This window comes from Bradyrhizobium sp. CCGUVB4N (genome assembly GCF_024199945.1).
Lineage (GTDB): Bacteria > Pseudomonadota > Alphaproteobacteria > Rhizobiales > Xanthobacteraceae > Bradyrhizobium.
Genome location: NZ_JANADP010000001.1, coordinates 5,878,165 through 5,898,667 on the forward strand (window position 1 = coordinate 5,878,165; position 20,503 = coordinate 5,898,667).

Annotated in this window: 20 protein-coding genes and 1 tRNA gene; 4 read left to right on the forward strand and 17 right to left on the reverse strand. The window is 63.7% G+C overall.

All coding sequences use genetic code 11. The features are described from left to right. Position 1 precedes the first annotated feature (1 nt). Entirely contained in the window at positions 2–1,945 is a 1,944-nt protein-coding gene (locus NLM31_RS27205; protein WP_254194246.1) for a DUF2341 domain-containing protein, read from the reverse strand. Next, positions 1,946–3,574 (reverse strand): ShlB/FhaC/HecB family hemolysin secretion/activation protein, encoded by a 1,629-nt coding sequence (locus tag NLM31_RS27210; protein WP_254194247.1) that lies wholly within the window; start codon positions 3,572–3,574, stop codon positions 1,946–1,948. A gap of 452 nt (positions 3,575–4,026) precedes the next feature. Here NLM31_RS27210 and NLM31_RS27215 point away from each other — a divergent pair, with 452 nt between their 5' ends. Together NLM31_RS27215 and NLM31_RS43455 are read left to right on the forward strand one after the other, a co-directional pair. After that, complete coding sequence (locus NLM31_RS27215) at positions 4,027–4,686, forward strand: RNA polymerase sigma factor (protein WP_254194248.1); 660 nt, start codon at positions 4,027–4,029, stop codon at positions 4,684–4,686. A gap of 16 nt (positions 4,687–4,702) precedes the next feature. Then, the gene (locus NLM31_RS43455; protein WP_375143576.1) at positions 4,703–4,900 is read left to right on the forward strand and encodes a FecR/PupR family sigma factor regulator; all 198 of its coding nucleotides are present in this window, start codon (positions 4,703–4,705) and stop codon (positions 4,898–4,900) included. 63 nt (positions 4,901–4,963) lie between these two features. Here NLM31_RS43455 and NLM31_RS27220 read toward each other — a convergent pair whose 3' ends face one another. From NLM31_RS27220 to NLM31_RS27285, 14 genes are all read right to left on the reverse strand, one after another. Then, on the reverse strand, positions 4,964–5,836 hold the full coding sequence (locus NLM31_RS27220; protein WP_254194249.1) for a lytic transglycosylase domain-containing protein: 873 nt from the start codon (positions 5,834–5,836) through the stop codon (positions 4,964–4,966). Next, on the reverse strand, positions 5,836–6,252 hold the full coding sequence (locus NLM31_RS27225; RefSeq protein ID WP_254194250.1) for a hypothetical protein: 417 nt from the start codon (positions 6,250–6,252) through the stop codon (positions 5,836–5,838). Before NLM31_RS27225 ends, NLM31_RS27220 begins: the two co-directional genes overlap by 1 nt. A gap of 175 nt (positions 6,253–6,427) precedes the next feature. Further along, positions 6,428–7,528 (reverse strand): polysaccharide biosynthesis/export family protein, encoded by a 1,101-nt coding sequence (locus NLM31_RS27230; RefSeq protein WP_254194251.1) that lies wholly within the window; start codon positions 7,526–7,528, stop codon positions 6,428–6,430. A gap of 340 nt (positions 7,529–7,868) precedes the next feature. Then, a complete protein-coding gene (locus tag NLM31_RS27235; RefSeq protein ID WP_254194252.1) occupies positions 7,869–8,255 on the reverse strand; it encodes a hypothetical protein in 387 nt (128 codons plus the stop codon). 209 nt (positions 8,256–8,464) lie between these two features. Next, positions 8,465–9,331 carry a hypothetical protein gene (locus tag NLM31_RS27240; RefSeq protein WP_254194253.1) on the reverse strand — a complete coding sequence of 289 codons (867 nt, stop codon included), beginning with the start codon at positions 9,329–9,331 and terminating at the stop codon, positions 8,465–8,467. 35 nt (positions 9,332–9,366) lie between these two features. Next, the gene (gspM, locus tag NLM31_RS27245) at positions 9,367–9,915 is read right to left on the reverse strand and encodes a type II secretion system protein GspM (RefSeq protein WP_254132259.1); all 549 of its coding nucleotides are present in this window, start codon (positions 9,913–9,915) and stop codon (positions 9,367–9,369) included. Between the two features lie 5 nt (positions 9,916–9,920). Then, the gene (locus NLM31_RS27250) at positions 9,921–10,958 is read right to left on the reverse strand and encodes a PilN domain-containing protein (protein ID WP_254194254.1); all 1,038 of its coding nucleotides are present in this window, start codon (positions 10,956–10,958) and stop codon (positions 9,921–9,923) included. Between the two features lie 32 nt (positions 10,959–10,990). After that, on the reverse strand, positions 10,991–11,923 hold the full coding sequence (locus tag NLM31_RS27255) for a general secretion pathway protein GspK (RefSeq protein WP_254194255.1): 933 nt from the start codon (positions 11,921–11,923) through the stop codon (positions 10,991–10,993). Beyond that, entirely contained in the window at positions 11,920–12,627 is a 708-nt protein-coding gene (locus NLM31_RS27260) for a type II secretion system protein J (RefSeq protein WP_375167499.1), read from the reverse strand. The genes NLM31_RS27255 and NLM31_RS27260 overlap by 4 nt, the downstream gene beginning before the upstream one ends. Beyond that, on the reverse strand, positions 12,624–13,034 hold the full coding sequence (locus NLM31_RS27265) for a prepilin-type N-terminal cleavage/methylation domain-containing protein (RefSeq protein WP_254194257.1): 411 nt from the start codon (positions 13,032–13,034) through the stop codon (positions 12,624–12,626). The genes NLM31_RS27260 and NLM31_RS27265 overlap by 4 nt, the downstream gene beginning before the upstream one ends. Beyond that, on the reverse strand, positions 13,000–13,515 hold the full coding sequence (locus NLM31_RS27270) for a prepilin-type N-terminal cleavage/methylation domain-containing protein (RefSeq protein WP_254132264.1): 516 nt from the start codon (positions 13,513–13,515) through the stop codon (positions 13,000–13,002). Before NLM31_RS27270 ends, NLM31_RS27265 begins: the two co-directional genes overlap by 35 nt. After that, positions 13,460–13,930, reverse strand: coding sequence for a type II secretion system major pseudopilin GspG (gene gspG, locus NLM31_RS27275; protein WP_254194258.1), 471 nt, complete (start codon positions 13,928–13,930; stop codon positions 13,460–13,462). Before gspG ends, NLM31_RS27270 begins: the two co-directional genes overlap by 56 nt. Before the next feature lie 16 nt (positions 13,931–13,946). After that, positions 13,947–15,164 (reverse strand): type II secretion system F family protein, encoded by a 1,218-nt coding sequence (locus NLM31_RS27280; protein WP_254194259.1) that lies wholly within the window; start codon positions 15,162–15,164, stop codon positions 13,947–13,949. A gap of 4 nt (positions 15,165–15,168) precedes the next feature. After that, on the reverse strand, positions 15,169–16,854 hold the full coding sequence (locus NLM31_RS27285) for a GspE/PulE family protein (RefSeq protein WP_375167500.1): 1,686 nt from the start codon (positions 16,852–16,854) through the stop codon (positions 15,169–15,171). A gap of 394 nt (positions 16,855–17,248) precedes the next feature. Between NLM31_RS27285 and gspD the strand changes: the two genes are divergently transcribed. Together gspD and NLM31_RS27295 are read left to right on the forward strand one after the other, a co-directional pair. Then, positions 17,249–19,543 (forward strand): type II secretion system secretin GspD, encoded by a 2,295-nt coding sequence (gene gspD / locus NLM31_RS27290; RefSeq protein WP_375167501.1) that lies wholly within the window; start codon positions 17,249–17,251, stop codon positions 19,541–19,543. Positions 19,544–19,589: 46 nt separating this feature from the next. After that, positions 19,590–20,057 (forward strand): tetratricopeptide repeat protein, encoded by a 468-nt coding sequence (locus NLM31_RS27295; protein ID WP_254196272.1) that lies wholly within the window; start codon positions 19,590–19,592, stop codon positions 20,055–20,057. Between the two features lie 265 nt (positions 20,058–20,322). Here the strand turns inward: NLM31_RS27295 and NLM31_RS27300 are convergent. Further along, positions 20,323–20,396: transfer RNA gene (locus tag NLM31_RS27300), tRNA-Gly, on the reverse strand. Between the last annotated feature and the right edge of the window lie 107 nt (positions 20,397–20,503).

Genomic DNA, 20,503 nt, shown 5'->3' on the forward strand with positions numbered 1-20,503 from the left:
TCTACTCCGCCGCCTGCTTCACCGGCTCATCCGGCAGCTCGTAGGATTCCGCAATGCGCGTGATGAATTCGTCGACGAAGACCTGCATCTCGCTGGAGACGTCCTTGATGCGGATCGTCAGATAATTGTAGGCAAACAACGAGGGGATCGCGACGCCGAGGCCGGCGACGGTGGCAACGAGCGCGGCCGCGATGCCCGGCGCGATCGCGTTGACGTTGACGTCGCCGCTCGCTGCGATCGCCGCGAAGGTGATCATGACGCCGACGACGGTGCCGAGCAGGCCCAGGAACGGACCGCCTGAAATCGCGATGGTGAGCATCACCATCAAGCGGTTGAGGCGCTGGCTCTCCCGCACGAAGCCGCTGTCGAGCACGGCACGGATCGACTGGATCGCCTGCGGCGACAGCCGGCGATAACCGCCGCCAGCGAAGCGACGCCGGATCTCCTGCGCGCCGGCTGCGAACAGGCGATACAGCGGCGCACCGTGCACGGCCTTGCGCTGCTTCTTGCCCATCTCACCGCCGAAGCTCGGATCGTTCTCCTCGCTGTCGAGCTGCAGCAGCCCGCCGATATCGGTCGAGGTCTGGCGGAAATGCCCGAGGAACAGCTCGTTGCCGCGTGAGACGCGATTGAGATACGAGATGCGATCGACCATGACGTACCAGCTGATGAAGGCCATGATCGCGAGCAAGCCGATGACGACCCAGCCGTCGAGCGTCACCGAGCGCAGGATCACGCCGAAATAGCCGCCGCTGAACCAACCCGACGTCTCCTCGTCGACGCTGAACGAGATCAGCTTGGCTTGATCCGGCCCCTGCCCGATCGCCTCGAGCTTGATGAAGCCGGCAGGACGCGCGACCTTTGCGATCTGGAATTCGTCGACGTCGCCGGCAAAGCCGACGGCCGCGCTCGCCGGTGCAGGCGCTGGCGGCGCCGCCGCATCGCCTGCGGCCGGAGCCGCCGCGGCGTCCGCAGCAGGGGCTGCTGGCGCGGCCGCAGCCGCACCGAGTTGGGCCACACCCGTCATGGTCGGCAGGCTTGCCGCCAGCGTTGCGGTCTGGCTGCCGTCAACATAGAGCGCGATCTGTCCGCCCTTGGCCGTAAAGGCGACCTGATGCCAGCCGGCGGCCGCAATCGCCGCGCCGCCGGCGCTGCGCTGCGTGTTGCCGCCATTCGCGACCTCGACAAACGCAACACCGTTGTCCAAGCCGACCGTGAGGGCGTTCGCCCCCTCGGTACGGGAGAACAGCACGGCGCCCGGCTGCGGCGCGGTCATCTTGACCCAGATCGACCAGGTCAGTTCGCCGCCTTCCGCGAGCACGAGCGAGGGAGAGCCGGGAAGCGCGATCGCGGTCTGCCCGTCGAGGCGCGCGCCCTGCCCGATGATGGCACCGTCGGCCGCGGGCACCGCGTTCTGTGCGGAGTTCGCCCAGGCGGTGATGTCCTGCGCCGGCGTGCCGCGGTCGTTGAAATGATAGACCAGCAGCGTGTCGGGATCGTAGGTGCCCTTGGCGTCGACCGCGGCCGGCGCCTTCTGGTTTCCGTAGTAGAGCCAGATGTCGTTCTTCGTGCCCGGCTTCAGATCGGGAACACTGACCCACACCAGCGCCTCGCCGAGCAGAGAGTCGTATTTCTCGACGTGATGCTTGAGCGGCGTCTTGTCGTCCCCGGCGATGAAGCGGAGATCGCCGCCATCCTCCTTCGCCGCGCCGAAGCGGAAATTACCGACATGCAGGCGCACCAGCACCGGCGCCGAGCCGATGGCGTCGCTGATGCCGGCGCCGGACTGGCCGGTGTCGATGGTGATCTTCTTGCGCAGCGTCCACTGGTCGTTCCACCACGCGGATGCGGGCTTCGGCCACAACACTGCCATGAGAACGAGAAGCAGCATCACCGGTGCGCTCAGGCCGTGTCCACGGCGTGATCCAAAGCGAAGGAGCGACATCTAGAATTCTCCCCAGACCCGAAAGCTGAACCGTGGATGGTTGGCGACGGTGACCTGCTGGCTGGTCAGCGGCATACCGACGAAAATAATGCTGTTGAGATAGCGAAGAGATTTCATCCGCATGCCGACACCATAGCTGGCGAGGTCGAAATGCGACTGCTGGTCGATCAGCGGCTCAAAGATCCGGGCGTTACCGCCGTCGACGAATGCGAAGAAGCGCCATTCGTCGAACGCGTTGTACTTGATGGATTCGCCGAGCGGGTTGGGCAGCTTTTGCTGCATGTATTGCGCGAGGTTGGGCGTGCGCAGCTCCAGCGTCCCGGCGACGCCGTAATCGCCGAGTACCTCGGATTCGAGATAGCCGCGCACCGTGTCCTGTCCGCCGAGGCTGAGCTGCTCGCTCGACACCAGCGGCTGGTCGGCCGCCTGGCCCTGGAGCTTTGCGTAGAGCTGGAAGCCGCCGGCGAAATCCTGGGTGTGCGAGATATCCGCGTGCAACGTGATGAAGCTCGCCGTGGCATCGAAGCGCTTGGCGTCGAACTCATCGCGGCTCGAGCCAACGCCACGCAGACCGGTGGTGACGGTGGCATTAAGCTGCGTCAGATGCCCCTCGCCCTGCCAGGTCGCACCGTAGCTCGCGACCAGCGGCACATAAGTCACCGGCGAGTCGAAGGCGTCGCTGCCAAGCTTCAGCGATTGCTTGAAATCCTTGTAGTCGACGCCGAGTGACAAGGTCTGAAACAGGTCGCCCTTCGTGGGCAGTGTCAGTACCGCGCGTCCGCCGATCACCTGGCCCGGGCCGACCACGTTCGCGCCGCCGACGGTTGCCACCGAACTGTCCGAGACCAGGCCGTAGACGAGAACGCTGAGCCAGTCGATCTCGGTACGCGCCAGATACGAGCCGGAGACCACCATCGCGTCCTTCGGATTCATCGGCGCGAACTGGTAGGTCCAGGTCATGGAATGGCCAAGCTGCCAGAGGTTGTCATAGTGCATCGAGACGCTCGACCGTAGCGGCGTCGTGCTCGGGCTCTGCTTGTTGTTGAGCTCGATGCTGCCATGCAGCGGAAACGTATCCTCGACATTGAGATCGACGTCGACCGTGCCGGGCGCGACACCCGCGCGCAGCGCCGGCGTGATGCGCCGGTCGGCCCAGCGATTGAGCGCGACGATGTCCTTCGTCACATCCTGGAAGTTCGGCAGCGTCCCCTCCTTCAGCGAGGGGGCGTTGTCCTTGATGTTCTTGAGGTCGAAATAGCGCGAGTCCTTGACGCGCAGACGCCCGACGCGGCTCTCGGTGACCTTGAGCACGATGAATCCGCGCTGCGCATCCTGCTGCGGGACTCCCACGCTCACGGTCTGCAGACCCTTGTCGTGATAGGCCTTCTCCACCGCGGCGCGTGCCTTCTCGACGTCCTGTGCGCTCTTGTTCGGACCGAGGAAGGGATAGACCGCCGCCTCGACCTCGATCTGCGGCAGATTGTCCGCGCCCTCGACGCGAAACTCGTCGATATCGAAATGAGCCTCCGGAGCCGCCGGTTTGCCTGGCTCCGTGGCATTCTTGGCCGGCGTGCCAGCTGCGGGCTTAGCCGGAGCAGGCTTGGCGGCGCTGGCCTCGGTCTTCGCCACCGCGGGCCTCGCACAGACTGCGCAGATCAACAGACCGCAGAGAACGAGCTGCGAAGCGCATGCGGCGGCCGACCGGCTTCTCCGCACATCGCGCAACCGAAGACGCGCATGGCGACGCGCGCTCCTCTCATACAGACCACGCGAATTCACCACAGCCTCGATATCGTTCTCGCATTGCGGCCAGCCTGTGCCGACCGCAGTGATGTTCGGAAAGCCCGAACCAACCGGGATGCACCAGTGTGCCGGGCCTTATTCGGTAGACGTCGCGTTCGCGGCGGTTGCGAAAAGATTCTCGCGCTGCGCGACGCGTCGCGATCATCGGTGTGGTGATTTCACGCAACATAACACGACTATCGTTAGACAACTGTTATTGACTAACAGTTCGTCACATTATCGTTGTGCGCCCTCTCTACCGTCCCGCAAAATTCGGGGTTTAATAAGTGGGGCGTAACATGACGATCGACATCATCTCCAACCTGCGCAGCCTGCTGCTCGCCGAATATGTCGACTTCGACCGGCGACTGACGCGCCGCCTCGGCTCGCCGGACCTCGCCTCCGAGGCCCTCAACGAAACCTATCTCCGTCTCGCCGGCATGCGGGAGATCGGGACCGTGCGCAGCCCCAAGGCTTATTTGTTTCGGATCGCCCTCAATATCGCCACCGACCGCCGCCGCGCCGAGAAGCGCCGCCTGACCTCCGACGAAGTCGATGCCGTGCTCGAGATCCCGGACGATCGGCCGGATGCTGCGCGCGTGATCGAGGATCGTTCGGACGTCGAGCAGCTCAAGCGCGCGATCGCCGAGCTGCCGGAGCGCCGGCGCCGCGTCCTGATGCTCTCGCGCATCGAGGGCCTGCCCAACCGCGAGATCGCGGTCCTCCTCGGCGTCACGGTCCGGACCGTCGAGACCGATCTCAAGCAGGCGGTCGAGCATTGCGCCGAGCGCCTCAAACGACCCGTACGCGGCAAATTCGGTTTTCAGCACGTCGCATCGTCTCACCTACAGAGATATGTCGATCGGGGCCATCCGCTCATGACCGGCATGGGCGGGAAAGCGCTGGGTCGTGACGAAACGAAACCATCAGGTCGATCACTTAGATCCGTTAACCCGTGAGGCATTGTCATGGATCATGCGCCTCAAATCGGGTGAGGCGACGATTGCGGATGCCGAACAGCTGATGGACTGGCGGGGCAGAAGCACCGCCCATGAACATGCGTTCCGCGATGCTGTAAAATGCTGGCGCGCGATTGGCCAGGCGCTATCGACCAGCCGTCCGACGCCTGCGGTGCGGCGTCGGCGTCCGATGGGCGGCAAAAAGCGGGCATGATACCCCGCGCTTGATCCAGGACCGCCAACTTATCTCAGCAGTATGAGATCGATAAACGCCTGATCAACGCAGATCGGAGGGCAATTTTCGCTCGGCTGCGCTGCGCAGACGCGTGTTGAGCTCTGCGAAATTGATCGTACTGCCGACGGCGGTCCGGATCCGGCCACGGCTGGCGCCGCCATTACTCCCACCACCAGCGCTGGCGGACGACCTTCCGAACGTCGGCTGGGGAATAGAGCCGGTGACGGCAACGCCGTTTGCTGCCAGATGCGCGCGAACACGCGTGCAATATTCGACCGACAAATAGGAGAACCGCGTCTCGCCGTGGCCGGCACGATATTTCATCGTCGCCGTGCACAGATCGCCGCCGGCCCTGCGCCAGGCGCCGGCGAGATATTGGACGCCATAGTGGACGTTGACTTCGGGCGTGGCGAGCTCCGATGGTGTGCCGGCAAATCCCATCATCCGGGCCGTCGGCAGCATCACCTGCATCAATCCGACCTCGCCGTCCGAGCCGACGACGTTCGGATTGTACCTGCTTTCGACGGCCATCACGGCATCAACGAGTGCTGGCGGCAGGCCAAACGCGAGCGATTCACGCTCGATGAGTTGACGATACTCGGCACGGCCGGCGCGCCAGTCGCGACCAAATACTGCGCTGCTTCGGAATGAGTAGTTCGCAAGCAGCGGATTGGCCGGCGGAAAATCGGCAGCCGTGAGCGCACGCGGCGCGAACCGCTCGAGCGCCAGTGGTTCGAACGCGCTGTCGTCCGCATCCACCGGCGGAGCGCCGCCGATTTCGGTGCCTTGGCCGGCTTCGTCCTGTTGTGCCCTCACCTGCTCGCTCAGGATGGCGAGCAGGCACACCGCGATCGAGGACCACAGCAATTGACGTGAGGGCGTCGCGGCCCCGCTTTGGGGAGGAGATTTCGACATCAGCGATGCGGCAGCACATTGGCGATGGGCGGCGGACGATAGGGAGTGATTGAGCGACCGTAGTTGGACCCTAACTGTTGGCGGACGGACGCCTCGTTGCCAAGGCCCACGCGCACGTCGGACGATCGCGCATCGATCGGAGGCAGGTTGAGCGACGGATTGACCTTGTCCACCTCTCGACGAAGCTTCTCATTCAGACAGCCGAATGCGCTGTCGCCTCCGATCTGAACATCGACGCAGCGTTGAACGGTGGAACTCGGGGTTGCGCCACCGACAATCGTGCCCGCCCCAGGTCCAGCCGGCAAATTAAGCGGACCTGGCGCCTGTGCCATCGCTGGGATCGCCATGGTCGCGACGAGCCAAGCCGCCAGGCCGGCCCGACGGAGAAATCTAAACCTCGACAGAGCATCGCCCATGCCGCGAAGCCTCCATTAGCCAGCGTGCCTGATGCCGGGGAGCCGAGCGATGATATCATCACCGAACACCGCCCCGGTTGAGACTCTCATGTTAACATGACTCGTCGAAAATGACGCGTTCCCATTTCAGAAAGGCGCGCGCCTTCATCCTTCGGCCTGTTGCGCCCGTCATCACTCAGAGCCTGCTTCGAACCACCTTGATATCGTTGACGAGGAGCGCCCCGTTGTCGGCCGTTCCGACCGCCGTGTTGATGAAATTGAGAACCTTGGTGATGTCGACCTGAGGCGCATTGGCGGCATAAAGCACGTCGAAGGGACGCATCTGCATCTTGGTGGCGACGAAATAGCCCGCAGGGTCCTGGAAATTGACGTTGAAGATAACAGGAACGGTCTCGCCGTCGTATTTTGAACAGTCAATGCCGAGCTGACTTGCGACATCGCGCGGCTCGCGGCGATAGAGAAACACCGAGGCCGGGTCGGCTTGCAGGTCGAGCAGGCCTCCGGCCTTGGCGACGGCCTGCGTCAGATTGATACGCCATGCGTCGAAGTTGAATTCACCTTGCTGGCCGGTCGCGCCAAAGGCGACGAACTTCATCGGCTCACGATAGAGATAGATGCGGTCCCCCGGCTGCACGAAGACGTTGCTTGCGGGGAAATAGACAAGGTTTCCGAACGGTAGCGTAGCGCGCTTACCGCTACGCTCGAGGACAACCCAGGTTTCCCAGCCGGCGCCGCTGATGCCGCCTGCACGGGTGATCGCGTCGGTGATGCGATCCTGCGCGCCGGCAGCCGGCATCGGGAAGCGTACCGGCGTCCTGACCTCGCCAAACACGCTGACCAGCGATGAGCGCTGCTGGCTCGATGTGACGACAACTTGCGGATCGATCGCGCGCTTCTTGATCTGTGCGAGGATGTCATCCTGGATCTGCACATTGGTACGACCCGCCGCGCGTATCCTGCCGGCATATGGCACCGTGATGTTGCCATCGTTGTCGACGGCCTGATCAGGGAGGTTGACGAAGTTGCCGGGCCGGACGCCGGCTTCGAGCGGGATGTACAGACCGCCGGCCGACGCCTCAAAGATGGTGACGCTAACGATATCGCCGATGCCGAAACGGATGCTGGAGGGAGGACGGGCATCCGTTAGACCGCCAGGCAAACCGCTCGGCTCGAACTTCTCCAGCTTATGCACGATATCGGGGGTGAGCTTGACCATGGCGAACGGCAGGACGCTCGTATTCTCCGCCTTGACGTCGACGCTCGCCGGCCCTGACATCGAAACAAATCCGCAGCCGCCCAGCAGCGTGGAACAGATCAGATAACACGCGATCGCTAGACCATCTCTCAATCGCATGATCGTTTCGTACTCAGCCTGCGTACCGCTTGCTGAGCCTGCAAGGCGCGGCGCGCGCCTGCACGCTTTCCGCGACCAATTGCGGATCAGCTTGCGTTTCCTGCTTCATAGACGCTGCAGGTGCGGCGACCACGAAAACAAGGTGTACGATATTGTTCGGAGAGTGCGCGGGAAACCTTCAGAAAAGCAGCCGCGAAATAGTGAACGATCGACGCACCGGCGGCTCATGACAACATCGGCCAGCCGAAACGCGCAGCGATCTTCAGGTGCCGGAGAGGAGTTCGCGTAGGCGCTCGACTTCGAGCTGGGTTTGCTCGAACACGAGCGTCAGAAGCGCGTTCTCGCGCTTGAGGTCTTCGATGCGGCGAAGGCGGCTTCTTTCATCCTGTTTCAGGCCGAGATCGTAGACGTTCTCGTTGGGATCTTGCGCCGCGGACTCAAGGCGAGCCAGATCCGTCGCATTTATCGCGCGCATGTCTACCCCCGAACAAAAACACACGCTCAAAACGTCGAGCGCTCGCGAGGACAGCAGCCCGCTGCCTAGCGACGCATATTTGCCATCGTTGTAAGAATGTTTCTTATCGTTGCTGTGACCGATACTAAAAACAATTTCAGATTTGCGAAGAAAAGCGATCGTTATGTTGGACAAAATGCGGTCATTGCGTGACGACGGTGCAATTTCGATCGATTGTCGCGAATTCCCAGCCCGGAAATAGCTACAGTCCGACCACGTGCGTTCGAGGTACGGCTGTCATCTCTACGGCCGCCCGCAACGACACTCGGGTCTGGCGCGATTATCGCTAGCATTCAAATCAGGCGAAGACGCTCGCCCGCGGCCGGTGCGACACGGTTCACTGACTACCGCGGCCACTGCTGCGCGAATGGATTGGCTAAATTGGCCGGAAGCTGTCCGCGCTGCATGTTCGCATTCGTTGGCGTTGGAGGAATACCGGGCGACTTCGCGTTGACGGCGAGCGCCGCCGGCGAAGGTGGCGGCGGAGCCGCAGCGAGCGCCGCTGGGGGGCCCGGCTTCAGGTCGGGAGGCGGCATGTCGAGAACTGTACTGTCCAGCCCCTTGGCCAACTCGACCTGACGGGGCCGCACCTCGTGCAATGTCCATCCCTGATGGTTCTGTCCCCGCTTCAGCCGCAGCACGGCCTTGCTGGTGGGGTCGATGAACAATCCGATCCTCTCACGCGATCCGGCGACCGTGCCCAGCAACGTGAGCTGCGGCTTCTCAGGCTCTTGCCGCGGTGGCGCAGCGACCGGCGCCGGAGCCGGGCGCGCCAGCAGTTCGGGGCGCGGCGCCGGACGGCGCGACGGCGCGAACAACGGTTGATCGCGGGTCGCGGACAATCGCGCCATGGGAATTGACCAGAGCGGATTTCCGCTCGTGATGTGCTCATTCGATTGCACAGCCGCAGCTGCGGCAGCAGGCACTGCGGGCGGCGTCACGGCGGGCGACGCAGCCACAGCTGGTGTTGGCTCCACGGACCTAGGCGTGAACAGATCGCCGCCACCGGGATCGACGGCCTGCGCATCCATCGTCAGCGGCGTATTCGCGGCCCGCGCCGAGGCATGGCCGATCAGCAACGAACCAATCAGCAGTGCAAGTGCGCGCATTTCCACGCATTTCCCCGTATCGACTTGACGGCGATCAATAACGTTCGCATCTCTCTGAAATGCGACACTATGATAATAATGATATCGCCGCAACTTGATCAAGCCCGATCTCGTGAACAATGATCGTAACGGACGCCCTACTTCTGGCTTTGCCGCTGCCCGGAGACGCCGAGCACGATGCGTAGCTTTCCACCCTGCGTCGATGCTGACGGCGCCTGGATGACCAGCTCGTCGATGAACAGAAGCGGCATACCCGCCTCGAGGTCGTAGAGAAGCGGTTGAAGCTGGACAGGATCGATTTCCAGGCTTGAGGTTGCCGTGATGAAGCCTGACTTCGACTTCGGCCCAAGGAGATCGACCTGCGACGACAGTGTATTGCCGCTTACCCGCTTCGTCGCGGCCGCTAGGCGCTGGAGCAACGCGGCGCCGGCGAGCGAGGCGCTGTTGCCCTCGAGAAAGGGTGAACCCGGCGGGATATTGACGTTGGCTCGCGCGGCCGGCACCCGCTCCGCGCCCCGCACCTCCAGCCGATCGAGGATCTCGGCGGCCGCCCCAACTGCACTACGCCGCTCCAATATGTCGAGCGCTGTACCGATCGTGGCAAACAGAAACAGAGCGATCAGAGCGAGATAGGCGGCAGCCGCCGCGATCGGAAACCGTCCGAGGAGTGCCTGGATTTTCTGCATGCCCATCATGTGCCGGACCCGAAATATGCCTTGAGCTTTGTTTCAATGTGAAAGCGGTCGCCCGGCTCATTGGCGGCGTGTGTCGTCGGCGCAAAAAAGCCCGCGCTGGAAAAGTGTGGCGACTGCTCCAGGATCGAGATCAGCGACGGCGCATCGCGGGTAACCCCGACGATCTGCAGTTTGTCCCCTTCGATCCGGACTTCGGTCGCATAAGTATCCTGGGGCAGCAGCGCCGACAGCGCATCAATCACAATCACGCTGGCGGGTGTGCTCTGCTTGCGGCGGATCAATAGCTCGAGCGGGCTGCCGCCCGCGCCGGTCTGATTGCCCCGCATGATCGCGCGCCGCTCCGAAATCCGCTGTTGGATCTGCTTGGCTTGCGTGTCATAGGAATCGGCGACGAACCCGCCGAACCCAAACGACAGCATCGCCAGCACACCGGTCGTCGCGAGCGTTGCGACGAGGCCGGTTCGCAGCCGGCGGTTTTCGGCCTGCTTGCCGCCGCGCTGGTCCAGCACGACGATCCTCCCGTGATCCGATGTCACGGTCGAGATCTCGACAGCGGTGGCGCCCAGATCGGAGAACGCCTGCGCCAGAGAAGCCGCCGCCGCACGCCCGGTCGTCACCACCGTGGTTTCGATACGATCACCGCCTATGTCACGCGGTGGCGTCCAATGGAAGAGCGCTTCGCTCGCGTTCCAAGGAGTGATGCGATCGATCTGCGCCCGAATGATGCCGTCGAGGAACTCGGCGGCGCGACCGGGCAGCTCGATGGGACGGAACACGAAGCGGGATGGCTGTAACCGCAATTCGACCACACTACCGCGAACCGCGGCGGCCCATAGCGGAGATAGCTCCTTGCCGATGGCACCGTCCGCCATCTCGATCGCAAAGGGAGCAAGATCGCCGTCGGTGGTTTTCGTTCCTGATGAGAGCCGCATTGCGAAGGCGCCGGCCTCATCCTCAGCCACCTCGATGCGACGTACCGGTTTCACATGCGCAAGCCGTGCGCTCACGATGCCGGCGACCGTGTCGATCCACATGGATAGCGCTGCTGTAACATTACTCGCCAGGCTCATCGCTGCGCCGCTCCTGTCGCTGGATCGATTTCGTCCCGCCAGGTGAACACCCGATAGGCAGTCTTCGCGCCGGGTCCGGAAAGCATAATGACGCCTTCCGATATGCTCTTTCGCCCGTCGGGCAAGATGATCTGCATCCGAACGCGATAAGCATCGCTCCCGGCCACCGACGCACCGGCCACCCTGCCGCCGAGCGCACCCAGCACGAATTCCGGATCGGTCGACGGCAATGAGTCGCGCTGATTCAAGAATGCGTCGAGCTTTGTGGAGCTCATCTCGGGCAATGCGGAAATAACTTGCGGAGCGGCGTCCAGCACGTTGATCGCCGCAGTTCCGCTATACACCGTCAAGTATGGCCGTGCCTGCTGCAAAAGCGTCGCAGGCGCACCCAGCACGAGTGAGAGTTCATCGACGCTACTGAAGGGAGCATGGCGTGGCAGGTAGTTCAACCCGGCGGCGACGTACAGCGCGTCTTCGCTGTCCTGCCCGTTGTGCCGGGGCGCGCTCCGCCACGCGACCACTCTGTTGGCAAGTTGACCGGCCGTATCGGCATCTACGCCGAGGGCTGAAAACAGGCCACTGATCATGGACTGAGGAGCCATGTTGAGATTAATGCGTGCCGACTCCGCCTGATACTCGATCGTCACGCTCGCGTTCGCCAGCCGGAAGGCAAATCCGCCATGCGTCGGGCGCGAAACCGCAGCGGGAGCCGAGAGCCTGTAAGCGGTCATTTCGATGCCGGCCGATGATATCATCCCGAGCTGCACGGGCGCATCGAGCGCGGCGAGCGAAATCGCCGACTGCGTCATGTACGCCGAGCTCACCAAGGCAAGCGCTGCCAGCGCAGCGAGCAGCCACAGGGCAGCGACAACAATGAACCCGCGCTGACCGGAGCGCGAACCTTGGATCGTTGCGGAGGTCTTGGTCACCTTGCCTCCGGCGCATTGTTATTCGGTTTGACTTGAGCCTCCGCAGGGGCAGCGTCATCGGCACGGTCCGGCTGCGGCGCTCCCATCTCAGCGCGTATACGGACGGCGGTCGAAATTACGATTCCGCGGTCACCGTCACGAATGTCGAAGCGAACTGCGGCAGGCATACTGGCCCAACTCGGCCACTTGCCGGTCCACCCCCCACCGGCGCCGTCATACGCAAAGGTGACGCGGAATGGCGCGCGCAGCAGCACGACCGGATCCGCGAACGGTATCGGATCAACCAGCGGATCCCCAGTCGGGAGCAGGACGAAAGGTGCGCGCGATCGCACCAGCACCCGACCCTTGCGGTCGCTCGTTTCGGCAATCCGCACGATCTCCAGGCCCGAGCGGTTGTTCGGACCCAGTGCTGAGCGCACGAAGGTGACGGCGGCCTCGTCACCTCGAAACAGCGCCCTGTTGCTGGTTCGATCAGCCGTGACGAACTCGGCCGCGGACAGGTCGGCCGCCAGGCGATCGAGCGCGATCGTCATCTGCTCGTTGCGCTGGGTCTGGAGCAGGCCACGATTCCACGGCGGCAACCACTCGCCCGTCACACTCGCCAGCGCGCCGAGAACCAATCCCATCAAAGCAATGGCGACGAGGGCTTCGAACATGGTGAAACCCGCAGTCAATCTCCACGCTGAGCGCCGGAGCGGCCTCATTGGCGCGGCTCCTCGCGATATTGCAGGCGCACGGTCTCGAGCGAAACGATCGCACCGGTTGGCGACTGCACGCGCAGCTCGATGCGGCGCGGGATGAACGGTGAATCCGGAACCGCTGTCTCGTCATCCACGAATGGCGAGATCCGCATCTGCCAACGATAGCCGGCCTCCCTGCCCGCAAGCTCGGTCGGAAGCGGCTGACCGCCCTGCGGCAGACGTGATGCGATCAGCCGCGCCGTCTGCATCAACGCGGTATGCTGCTCGAGCTGCTGCGCGCCGCGCACGTTCCTGGCGACGAGTGAGCCGATCGCGGCCAGCACGATCGACACCAGCGCCAGCGCGACCACCGCCTCGATCATCGTGAAGCCGGCTTCACTGTGACGCCTGGACGATATCCTGCGCGACAATGTCTACCCCTCCCGTCAACCAGTTCACCCTTACATCGAATCCGCTTCCGAGCCGCGTCAGCCGTATCGCTCCGCCACAGGACATCCCGCTCGGCAGAAACGTGATGGTCGACGGCACGTCGCGCCCGTTGCAGCGCTGCGGCAGCAGCGCGTCGAACTCAACATCGTCAGGCACCCTGACGATGCTCGGGCTTGAGCCCGCCCTGATCGTCCGTCCCGGCGCATCGACGACGGCGCCGACCGCGAGCCGGCGTCCCAGCGCCGCATTGCGGTCGGCCTTGAGCAAGGTCGCGATCTGGATCGCGTAGGCTTCCAGCTTCGGCCGCGACGTCGATATCGGCATGCGCGGCAGCGCGATGGCAACGAGCAGCGCCATGATCGCGAGAACACAGACCATCTCCAGCAGCGTGAAGCCGGCCTCGCCGCTATTTCGCGACTGAAGTGATATCGCCCGCCGTTCCCGTTCCGCCTTCCTGGCCATCCGAACCGAGCGAACGGATTTCGTAAGGATCCTTCTCACCGGGCTGCTTGTAGACATAAGGATTGCCCCATGGATCGTTGGGAACGCTGCCGCCCTTCACATAGGGACCATTCCAGGAGTTCACGCCGCTGATCGGACGCGCGAGCGCAGCCAGACCTTCCGAGCTCGTCGGGAAGCGGCCGGCATCCAGATAGAACAGGTCGAGCGCGCTGCCAAAACTCTGGATCTGGATCTTTGCGGCCTTGACGCGGGACTCGCTGAGATAATTGAGCACGCGCGGGCCGACCAAGGCCATGATCATGCCGATGATGGTGATGACCACCAGCATTTCGACCAGCGTAAAACCTTCCTCCCCGCGACGGCGCCGACGACGCCGCGGCGGAGCGAGCAGGCTCCCCCTGGAAAAACGGATCATGCGTGCCCTCCTCTGTTCATCCGACAACTTGCGTAACCGACAACAGCGCCGTCATGACCGAGACGATCAATCCGCCGACGACGACACTGATGAGGATGATCGCCGCGGGGCCAATGATGGCCACGACGCGATCGAGCTGCCGCTGAAGCTTCTCCTCGTAGAATTCCGCGACCCGGCCTGACAGCGTCGGCAGCTGGCCCGTCTCTTCGCCGAGCCGCAGCATGCGCACCGCGACCGGCGGCAACACGGCCGAGGCGGCCAGCGCTTCGGCGAGCCGACCACCGTGACGGACGCGATCCGCCATCGCCGCCCAGGCCGGCACGTCGCCGGTGGCGGTCATGATGTCGATCAGGATGCGCAGCGTCGCCGTCAGCGTCACGCCGCTGCCGAGCAGGATGCCGAGATTGCGCGAGAACAAAGCGGCGCGATGGAATTCCACGACCGTGGAGATCACCGGAAGCCGCGCGAGTTGCGTCACGACACTGGCCCGGACCCCGGGCCTGCGCCAGGCGAGCCAACTGCCGATGACAACGATGCCGACCACGGCGCCAACCTCGAGGCCATGGCCGCGCAGAATATCGGACAGCGTGAGGAACACCTCGATGACCGGGTCCGTCTTCGCATTGAAGTCACGCAGCACGGCGGAGAATTGCGGCAGCACGAACGTGACGAAGAAGATCAAGACGCCGCCGGCCGCGAGCAGCACGAAGGCGGGATATTGCAGGGCGCCGGTGACCTTGCGCCGCAAAGCCTCGGCCCGCGTGCGCTCGATGCCGATCGTCTCCAGGATGTGATCGAGCCCGCCGGACATCTCCCCGACCCTGACGAGGGCGACATACATCGGCGGAAACAGCGTCGGCTCGCGCCCGAGTGCCTCGGCAAAGCTTTCGCCCGACAGGATCGCGTTCTTGATCTCGTTGATGACGGGCCGCACCCGGCCCACATCCATATCGTTGGCGAGCAGCTCGAGCGCGTCGTTGAGCCGTGCCCCGGCCTTCAGTAGCAGCGCAAGATCGCGGGTGAAGATGGTGACGTCGGCTGGGCCCGGCTTCGACAGCGTCAGCGAGGCCAGCGACAGCGACCAGCCCTTGGCTTCCTCCTCGGGGCCCGCATCGATCGCGACCAGGCCGAGATATTCGATGCGCTGGGCGACCTCGGAGAGATCGGCCGCGGTGATCGAGCCGGAAACGACTTCGCCCTTCTGTGTCAGGGCGCGATAGCGGAAGTTCGGCATCTCGTCACCGCACGGTGGTCACGCGAAGGATCTCCGCCGCCGAGGTCATGCCCGACAGGCATTTTGCAAGGCCGTCCTCGATCATCGTCGTCATGCCGTTGCGGATGGCGACCTTGTCGATAGATTCCCAGTCGGACTGCTCCTCGACCAGCGCGCGGACCTCTTCGTTCATCTCCAGCACCTCGAACACGCCAATACGGCCGCGATAGCCGACGCCGCCGCAACGCTCGCAGCCGGCCGGTTCGAAGATGACGTTACCGACGGACAGACCCACCGCCGTGTAGCGCGGGTCGGCTTCGACGTCGGCATGGGTAAGCGGCCGGCTGGTCTTGCAGCGGTCGCAGAGCTGACGCACCAAACGCTGCGCGATCACCGCGCGCAAGGTCGAGCGCAGCAGGAATGCCTCGACGCCGAGATCGAGGAGACGCGGCACAGCGGCAGCCGCCGTCTCGGTGTGCAGCGTGGTCAGCACGAGATGGCCGGTGAGCGCGGCGTGGATGGCGACATGCGCCGTCTCGGAATCACGGACCTCGCCGACCATGATCACATCAGGGTCCTGACGCACGAAGGAGCGCAGCGCGGTCGCAAAGGTCAGGCCGATCGACGGCTTGGCCTGGGATTGCGAAATGCCGGGGATTTCGTATTCGACGGGATCCTCGATGGTCAGGATCTTCCGTGTCGGCTCGTTGAGCAGCGACAGCACGGTCGCGAGCGTCGTGGTCTTGCCGCTGCCGGTCGGTCCGGTGACGATGATCATGCCGTGCGGCAGGGCCAGCATCCGGCGCAATTTGCCCTGATCGCTCGCCAGAAAGCCCAGCTTGTCGATCGACAGCAGCGCGCGATCCCGCGGCAGCAAACGGATGACGGCGGACTCGCCATGCTGCGTCGGCATGATCGCGACGCGCACGTCGATCTCCGATCGCGCCGCACGTACGCGCGCTCCACCGTCCTGCGGCAAACGGCGCTCGGCAATGTTGAGCCCCGCCAGGATCTTGATGCGGGAGATCACCGCCGCCGGCGGCACGCCGCTCGGCGTTGCCACATTGCGCAGCAGACCGTCGACGCGCATACGTATGGTCAGAGACGAGCGACCCGGCTCGATGTGAATGTCGCTGGCCCGCAGCTCCACCGCCGTCTCGAACAAGTCGTTGACGGCCCGGACGACCGGCGCGCCGCTGGCGAGGTCGCGCAAATTGTCGATGTCGTCGTCCTGCACCGTGGCATTTACGGCGTTGTCGGTGGCTGCAGCGTCCTCCTCACCAAGACGCTGATCGAGCACGGTGCCGATATCCTCGAACGAGGCCACTTTAATAATAGGCGCCGTCCCAAGTACGATACCCGCCGCCTGGATCGACGCGCGATCGGTCGGGTCGGCCAGCACAAGCACCGGCGATCCCCCGGAAGGCTGACACGGAAACACCGCCATCTCGCGCAGAAACCGCCGCGAGAACTGCTGCACCCGGGATTCCGCCGCCATCATCTCCTGCAGCGTGACCCGCGGCAGCTCGAAGAACAGCGCGACCTCGTCGGCAAACTCGCTGGCCGACAATTCGCTCATTTCCCAGAGCTTGCGCAGGCCGCCCTCGGCGGGACCGGATCCGTTCAACCTGCCGAGCTTGTCCGCATCCGCCTTCAGGCCGGTTTTCTGGCTGAAACGAGCTGCAAACTCGTGCGCATTCGGGGAAGCCATGAACGTCTACCGGCAAAACTCTGACAGCCGCTCAAAGCGGCGAGCGCGCCGTTTACCTTACTTGTCCGAATGGAAATGTGACGGTGCGATTGCCCGTGCCGGCGCCTCCGGCTCGGTCCATCGGGACGACACTCAAGGACGTTGATATTCCAGCGCGATTTTCTCCGCCACGCGATCACATAACATTTTGATCACATTCGTAGCATCATCGGCAACATTGATAACACATGACTGTCACAGGACAGCGTTAAGCAGTCGCCCATTCGGCCCGCCCCGCCTCGCGGCGGCAACGGGCAGCGCGTGAGTGGGGTTGATTGTGGGCCGAACAGCATTCCGGATCGGCTTCGTCCTTCAATGCGCACTGATGTCCGTGCTGCTCGGGTCGTGCAACACTGTGAGTAACATCGAGGCCGACTACAATAACAGCAAGGACCCCGACGTCTTCGACAAGGTCCGCTCAGTCGACCTGATGCCGCGTTATCCGAACCAGTTGCCGCAGCGGCAGCTCAGCACTGGCCCCAAGGCCAAGACTGCGATCTATGCAGCCGATCCCGGCGACGATACGCCGATCGCGACATCGGCGCAGGCCGCCACGGCAAGCACGGACAAGTTCGAGTTGAATTTCGACAATTCGCCGATCGCCTCGGTCGCCAAGATCGTGCTCGGCGACATCCTGGGCGTCGGCTACGTCATCGACCCGCGCGTCCAGGGCAATATCAGCCTGTCATCGGGCCGGCCGATCCCCAAGACGGATGTCGTGTTCGCGCTCGAAAACGGGCTACGCCTGGTCGGTGTTGCGCTGGTGCGCGACGACACCGGTTACCGGTTGATGCCCCAGTCCGACGCGGTCGGGGTCGGCTCGGCGGATGCGGCCGACCGCATGGTCCCCGGCTACGGCATCACAGTCGTGCCGCTGCAATATGTCTCCGCGCAGACGGTCATCAAGCTGGTCGACAGCTTTGCCACCAAGCAGGGCATGATCCGCGCCGACACCAGCCGCAATCTCATCCTGGTTCAGGGCACTGGAAGCGAGCGACGTAACGCGGTCGATCTCGTGCTCTCCTTCGACGCGGACTTCCTGAAGGGACAGTCCGTCGGCATCTTCCCGGTGCAGAACAGCAATCCGGGACCGATCATCGCCGAACTCGACAAGATCGTGGATTCCGGCGAAGGCGGCATGACCCAGGGCGTCATCAAGTTCCAGTCGATCGCCCGCATGAATGCGGTGCTCGCGGTGACGCGGAAGCCGGAATTGCTGAGCCGCGTCGAGACCTGGATTCACCGTCTCGACACTACCAATACCGGACGATCGGCAGTCCACGTCTATCGGGTGAAATTCGGCGATGCCAAGCAGATCGCGCGGGTGCTGAACGACGTGTTCGGCGGCAGCGGCTCTTCAGGCTCCTCCTCGTCGCCGCTCGATAGTCCATCCGGCCAGGTCGCGCCGGGCTCCGGCATGTCGGCAAGCTCGAGCGGCGGCTCAGCACTCAATCGCCTGTCGGCCTCGCCGACCGGCCAATCCGGCTCCGGAGGCTTCGGGTCGAGCGGACGCAGCGGCGGCAGCAGCAATGCATCGGCCGACGCCTCCTCCGGCAATCAGGGCGGCTATGGATCGAGCGCCGGCGGCGTCCAGGGCGGCGGTGGCCTGTTCGACAACTCCGCATCCGGCCAGAGCGGCGGACGCTCCGGCCCTGGCGGGGCCGGCGTGCTCGATGGCGTCCGCATCACCGCAGACAGCGTCAACAACACGCTGCTGATCTATGCAAGCCAGGAGCAGTACCGCACTATCGAACAGACCATCAAGGAAGTCGACCAGCCGCAGCTCCAGGTCGCGATCGATGCAACGATAGCCGAGGTGACACTGACGGACGACCTACAGTACGGCGTGCAGTCCTACATCATGAGCCGCGATCTCGGGCTCAAGCCTGATACCGGCTCGTTCGGCTACAATGGCGCCACCTCCGTCGTCGCCGCGGCGGCCGACGTCGCGCTCCAGCGCGCCATTCCCGGCTTCAATTTCCTCGTCGGCAGCGCTTCGACGCCGCGGGCCGTGCTCAACGCGCTGCACTCGATCACTGACGTCAAAGTCCTGTCGAACCCCTCCGTCGTCGTGATCGACAACCAGATCGCGACGCTGCAGGTCGGCGACGAAATCCCGATCCAGACCGGAAGCGCAACCGTGCTGACTGGCAGCAACACCATCGCCAACACCACCGATTATCGCAGCACCGGCATCATCCTGCGCGTGGTGCCGCGGATCAACGCCAACGGTAATGTCAGGCTCGACGTCGAGCAGGAGATTTCCAATCCCGTGGCCGCCTCGCCGTCATCGAGCTCGTCCTCGACCTCGACCAACTCACTCACCCCGACCGTGTCGACCCGCAAGGTGCGCAGCTCCGTTGCGGTCGCGAGCGGCCAGACCGTGCTGCTGGCGGGCCTGATCAGCGACAGCCAGACCAAATCCCGCGCGGGCATTCCGGGGCTCGACCAGATCCCCGTCCTCGGCGAGGCCGTATTCGGGCAGACCGACAAGCAGATCAAGCGCACCGAGTTGATCATCTTCATCCGCCCGCAAATCATCCGTGACGGCGCGGACGCACATTTCGTCGCCGAGGAGTTGCGCACCAAGCTGCGAGGCACGATCAACGCGATCGGGCCGAAGCAGATTGCACCCACCACCTACCGCTGAACCTCGGAGCGGATCTATGATCAAGTCGGGCAGACTCCTCTTGCTCATGGCCGTCCTGGGGATCGCCACAACTGGCGTTGCCCACGCGGATACGCTCGGCGCCGGAAACGCTGCATTCTCCCGTGGCAATTACAGCGGCGCCGCACGTCTGTTGCTGCCGCTGGCCGAGCGAGGAAACGCCCGCGCTCAGGCCATGGTCGGCTTCATGTACGCGACAGGACAAGGTCTTCCGCAGGCCTACGACGCCGCGGGCTATTGGTACCGCCTTGCAGCCGAACAAGGTGATGGTACGGCGCAATATCTGCTGGGCCTCGCCTACGACAAGGGCCAGGGCGTTCCGCAGGACGACGTCGCCGCCTACAAATGGCTCAACCTGGCCGCGGCGCATGCCCCGAAACGAAACCGCGAGAATTTCGCCAAGCTGCGCAACGCGGTCGCCTCGAAAATGAGCCGCGGCCAGATCGCAGCCGGCCAGTGGCACTCGCTGCGATGGCCTGTGGCCTCGCCGTTCTGAGCAACCCCGCAAGCGAAACCATGTCGCAGTCGCGCCCTCACAGCGGTTTACCCCGCCTGTGTGATCGCACGGATAATATTCAAGTAACATAACCGGACAGGAGTAACGTTACCTGCACGATGACGATGAAGCAAAGCAGGATGCACAAATGAAACGCATCAAGCGGCGCGTCAGGCAAGCGAAGGGAAAGTGAACGTTTGTCAGAATGAAAAAGCGCGCTCTGTCAGAATTAGACAGACTTGGCAGACTAAGCCATTGAAAACATTGGAGCGGGTGAAGGGAATCGAACCCTCGTATTCAGCTTGGAAGGCTGCTGCTCTACCATTGAGCTACACCCGCGACACCGGCTCCCTAACACGGCCGGGCGGCGGTCTCAACTGCCACTCACTCCCCTTGGACCGCTTTCGCTGGTTGTCCTGACCTTGCGCACAGGCCTGGTTCCGCTC

Excerpts from the sequence above, each read along its gene's own strand:
- NLM31_RS27205 (WP_254194246.1), bottom strand. The coding sequence starts at position 1,945 with ATGTCGCTCCTTCGCTTTGGATCACGCCGTGGACACGGCCTGAGCGCA.
- NLM31_RS27215 (WP_254194248.1), top strand. The coding sequence starts at position 4,027 with ATGACGATCGACATCATCTCCAACCTGCGCAGCCTGCTGCTCGCCGAA.
- NLM31_RS43455 (WP_375143576.1), top strand. The coding sequence starts at position 4,703 with ATGCGCCTCAAATCGGGTGAGGCGACGATTGCGGATGCCGAACAGCTG.
- NLM31_RS27220 (WP_254194249.1), bottom strand. The coding sequence starts at position 5,836 with ATGTCGAAATCTCCTCCCCAAAGCGGGGCCGCGACGCCCTCACGTCAA.
- NLM31_RS27225 (WP_254194250.1), bottom strand. The coding sequence starts at position 6,252 with ATGGGCGATGCTCTGTCGAGGTTTAGATTTCTCCGTCGGGCCGGCCTG.
- NLM31_RS27230 (WP_254194251.1), bottom strand. The coding sequence starts at position 7,528 with ATGTCAGGGCCGGCGAGCGTCGACGTCAAGGCGGAGAATACGAGCGTC.
- gspM (WP_254132259.1), bottom strand. The coding sequence starts at position 9,915 with ATGCAGAAAATCCAGGCACTCCTCGGACGGTTTCCGATCGCGGCGGCT.
- NLM31_RS27250 (WP_254194254.1), bottom strand. The coding sequence starts at position 10,958 with ATGTGGATCGACACGGTCGCCGGCATCGTGAGCGCACGGCTTGCGCAT.
- NLM31_RS27260 (WP_375167499.1), bottom strand. The coding sequence starts at position 12,627 with ATGAGGCCGCTCCGGCGCTCAGCGTGGAGATTGACTGCGGGTTTCACC.
- NLM31_RS27270 (WP_254132264.1), bottom strand. The coding sequence starts at position 13,515 with ATGGCCAGGAAGGCGGAACGGGAACGGCGGGCGATATCACTTCAGTCG.
- gspG (WP_254194258.1), bottom strand. The coding sequence starts at position 13,930 with ATGATCCGTTTTTCCAGGGGGAGCCTGCTCGCTCCGCCGCGGCGTCGT.
- NLM31_RS27280 (WP_254194259.1), bottom strand. The coding sequence starts at position 15,164 with ATGCCGAACTTCCGCTATCGCGCCCTGACACAGAAGGGCGAAGTCGTT.
- NLM31_RS27285 (WP_375167500.1), bottom strand. The coding sequence starts at position 16,854 with ATGGCTTCCCCGAATGCGCACGAGTTTGCAGCTCGTTTCAGCCAGAAA.
- NLM31_RS27295 (WP_254196272.1), top strand. The coding sequence starts at position 19,590 with ATGGCCGTCCTGGGGATCGCCACAACTGGCGTTGCCCACGCGGATACG.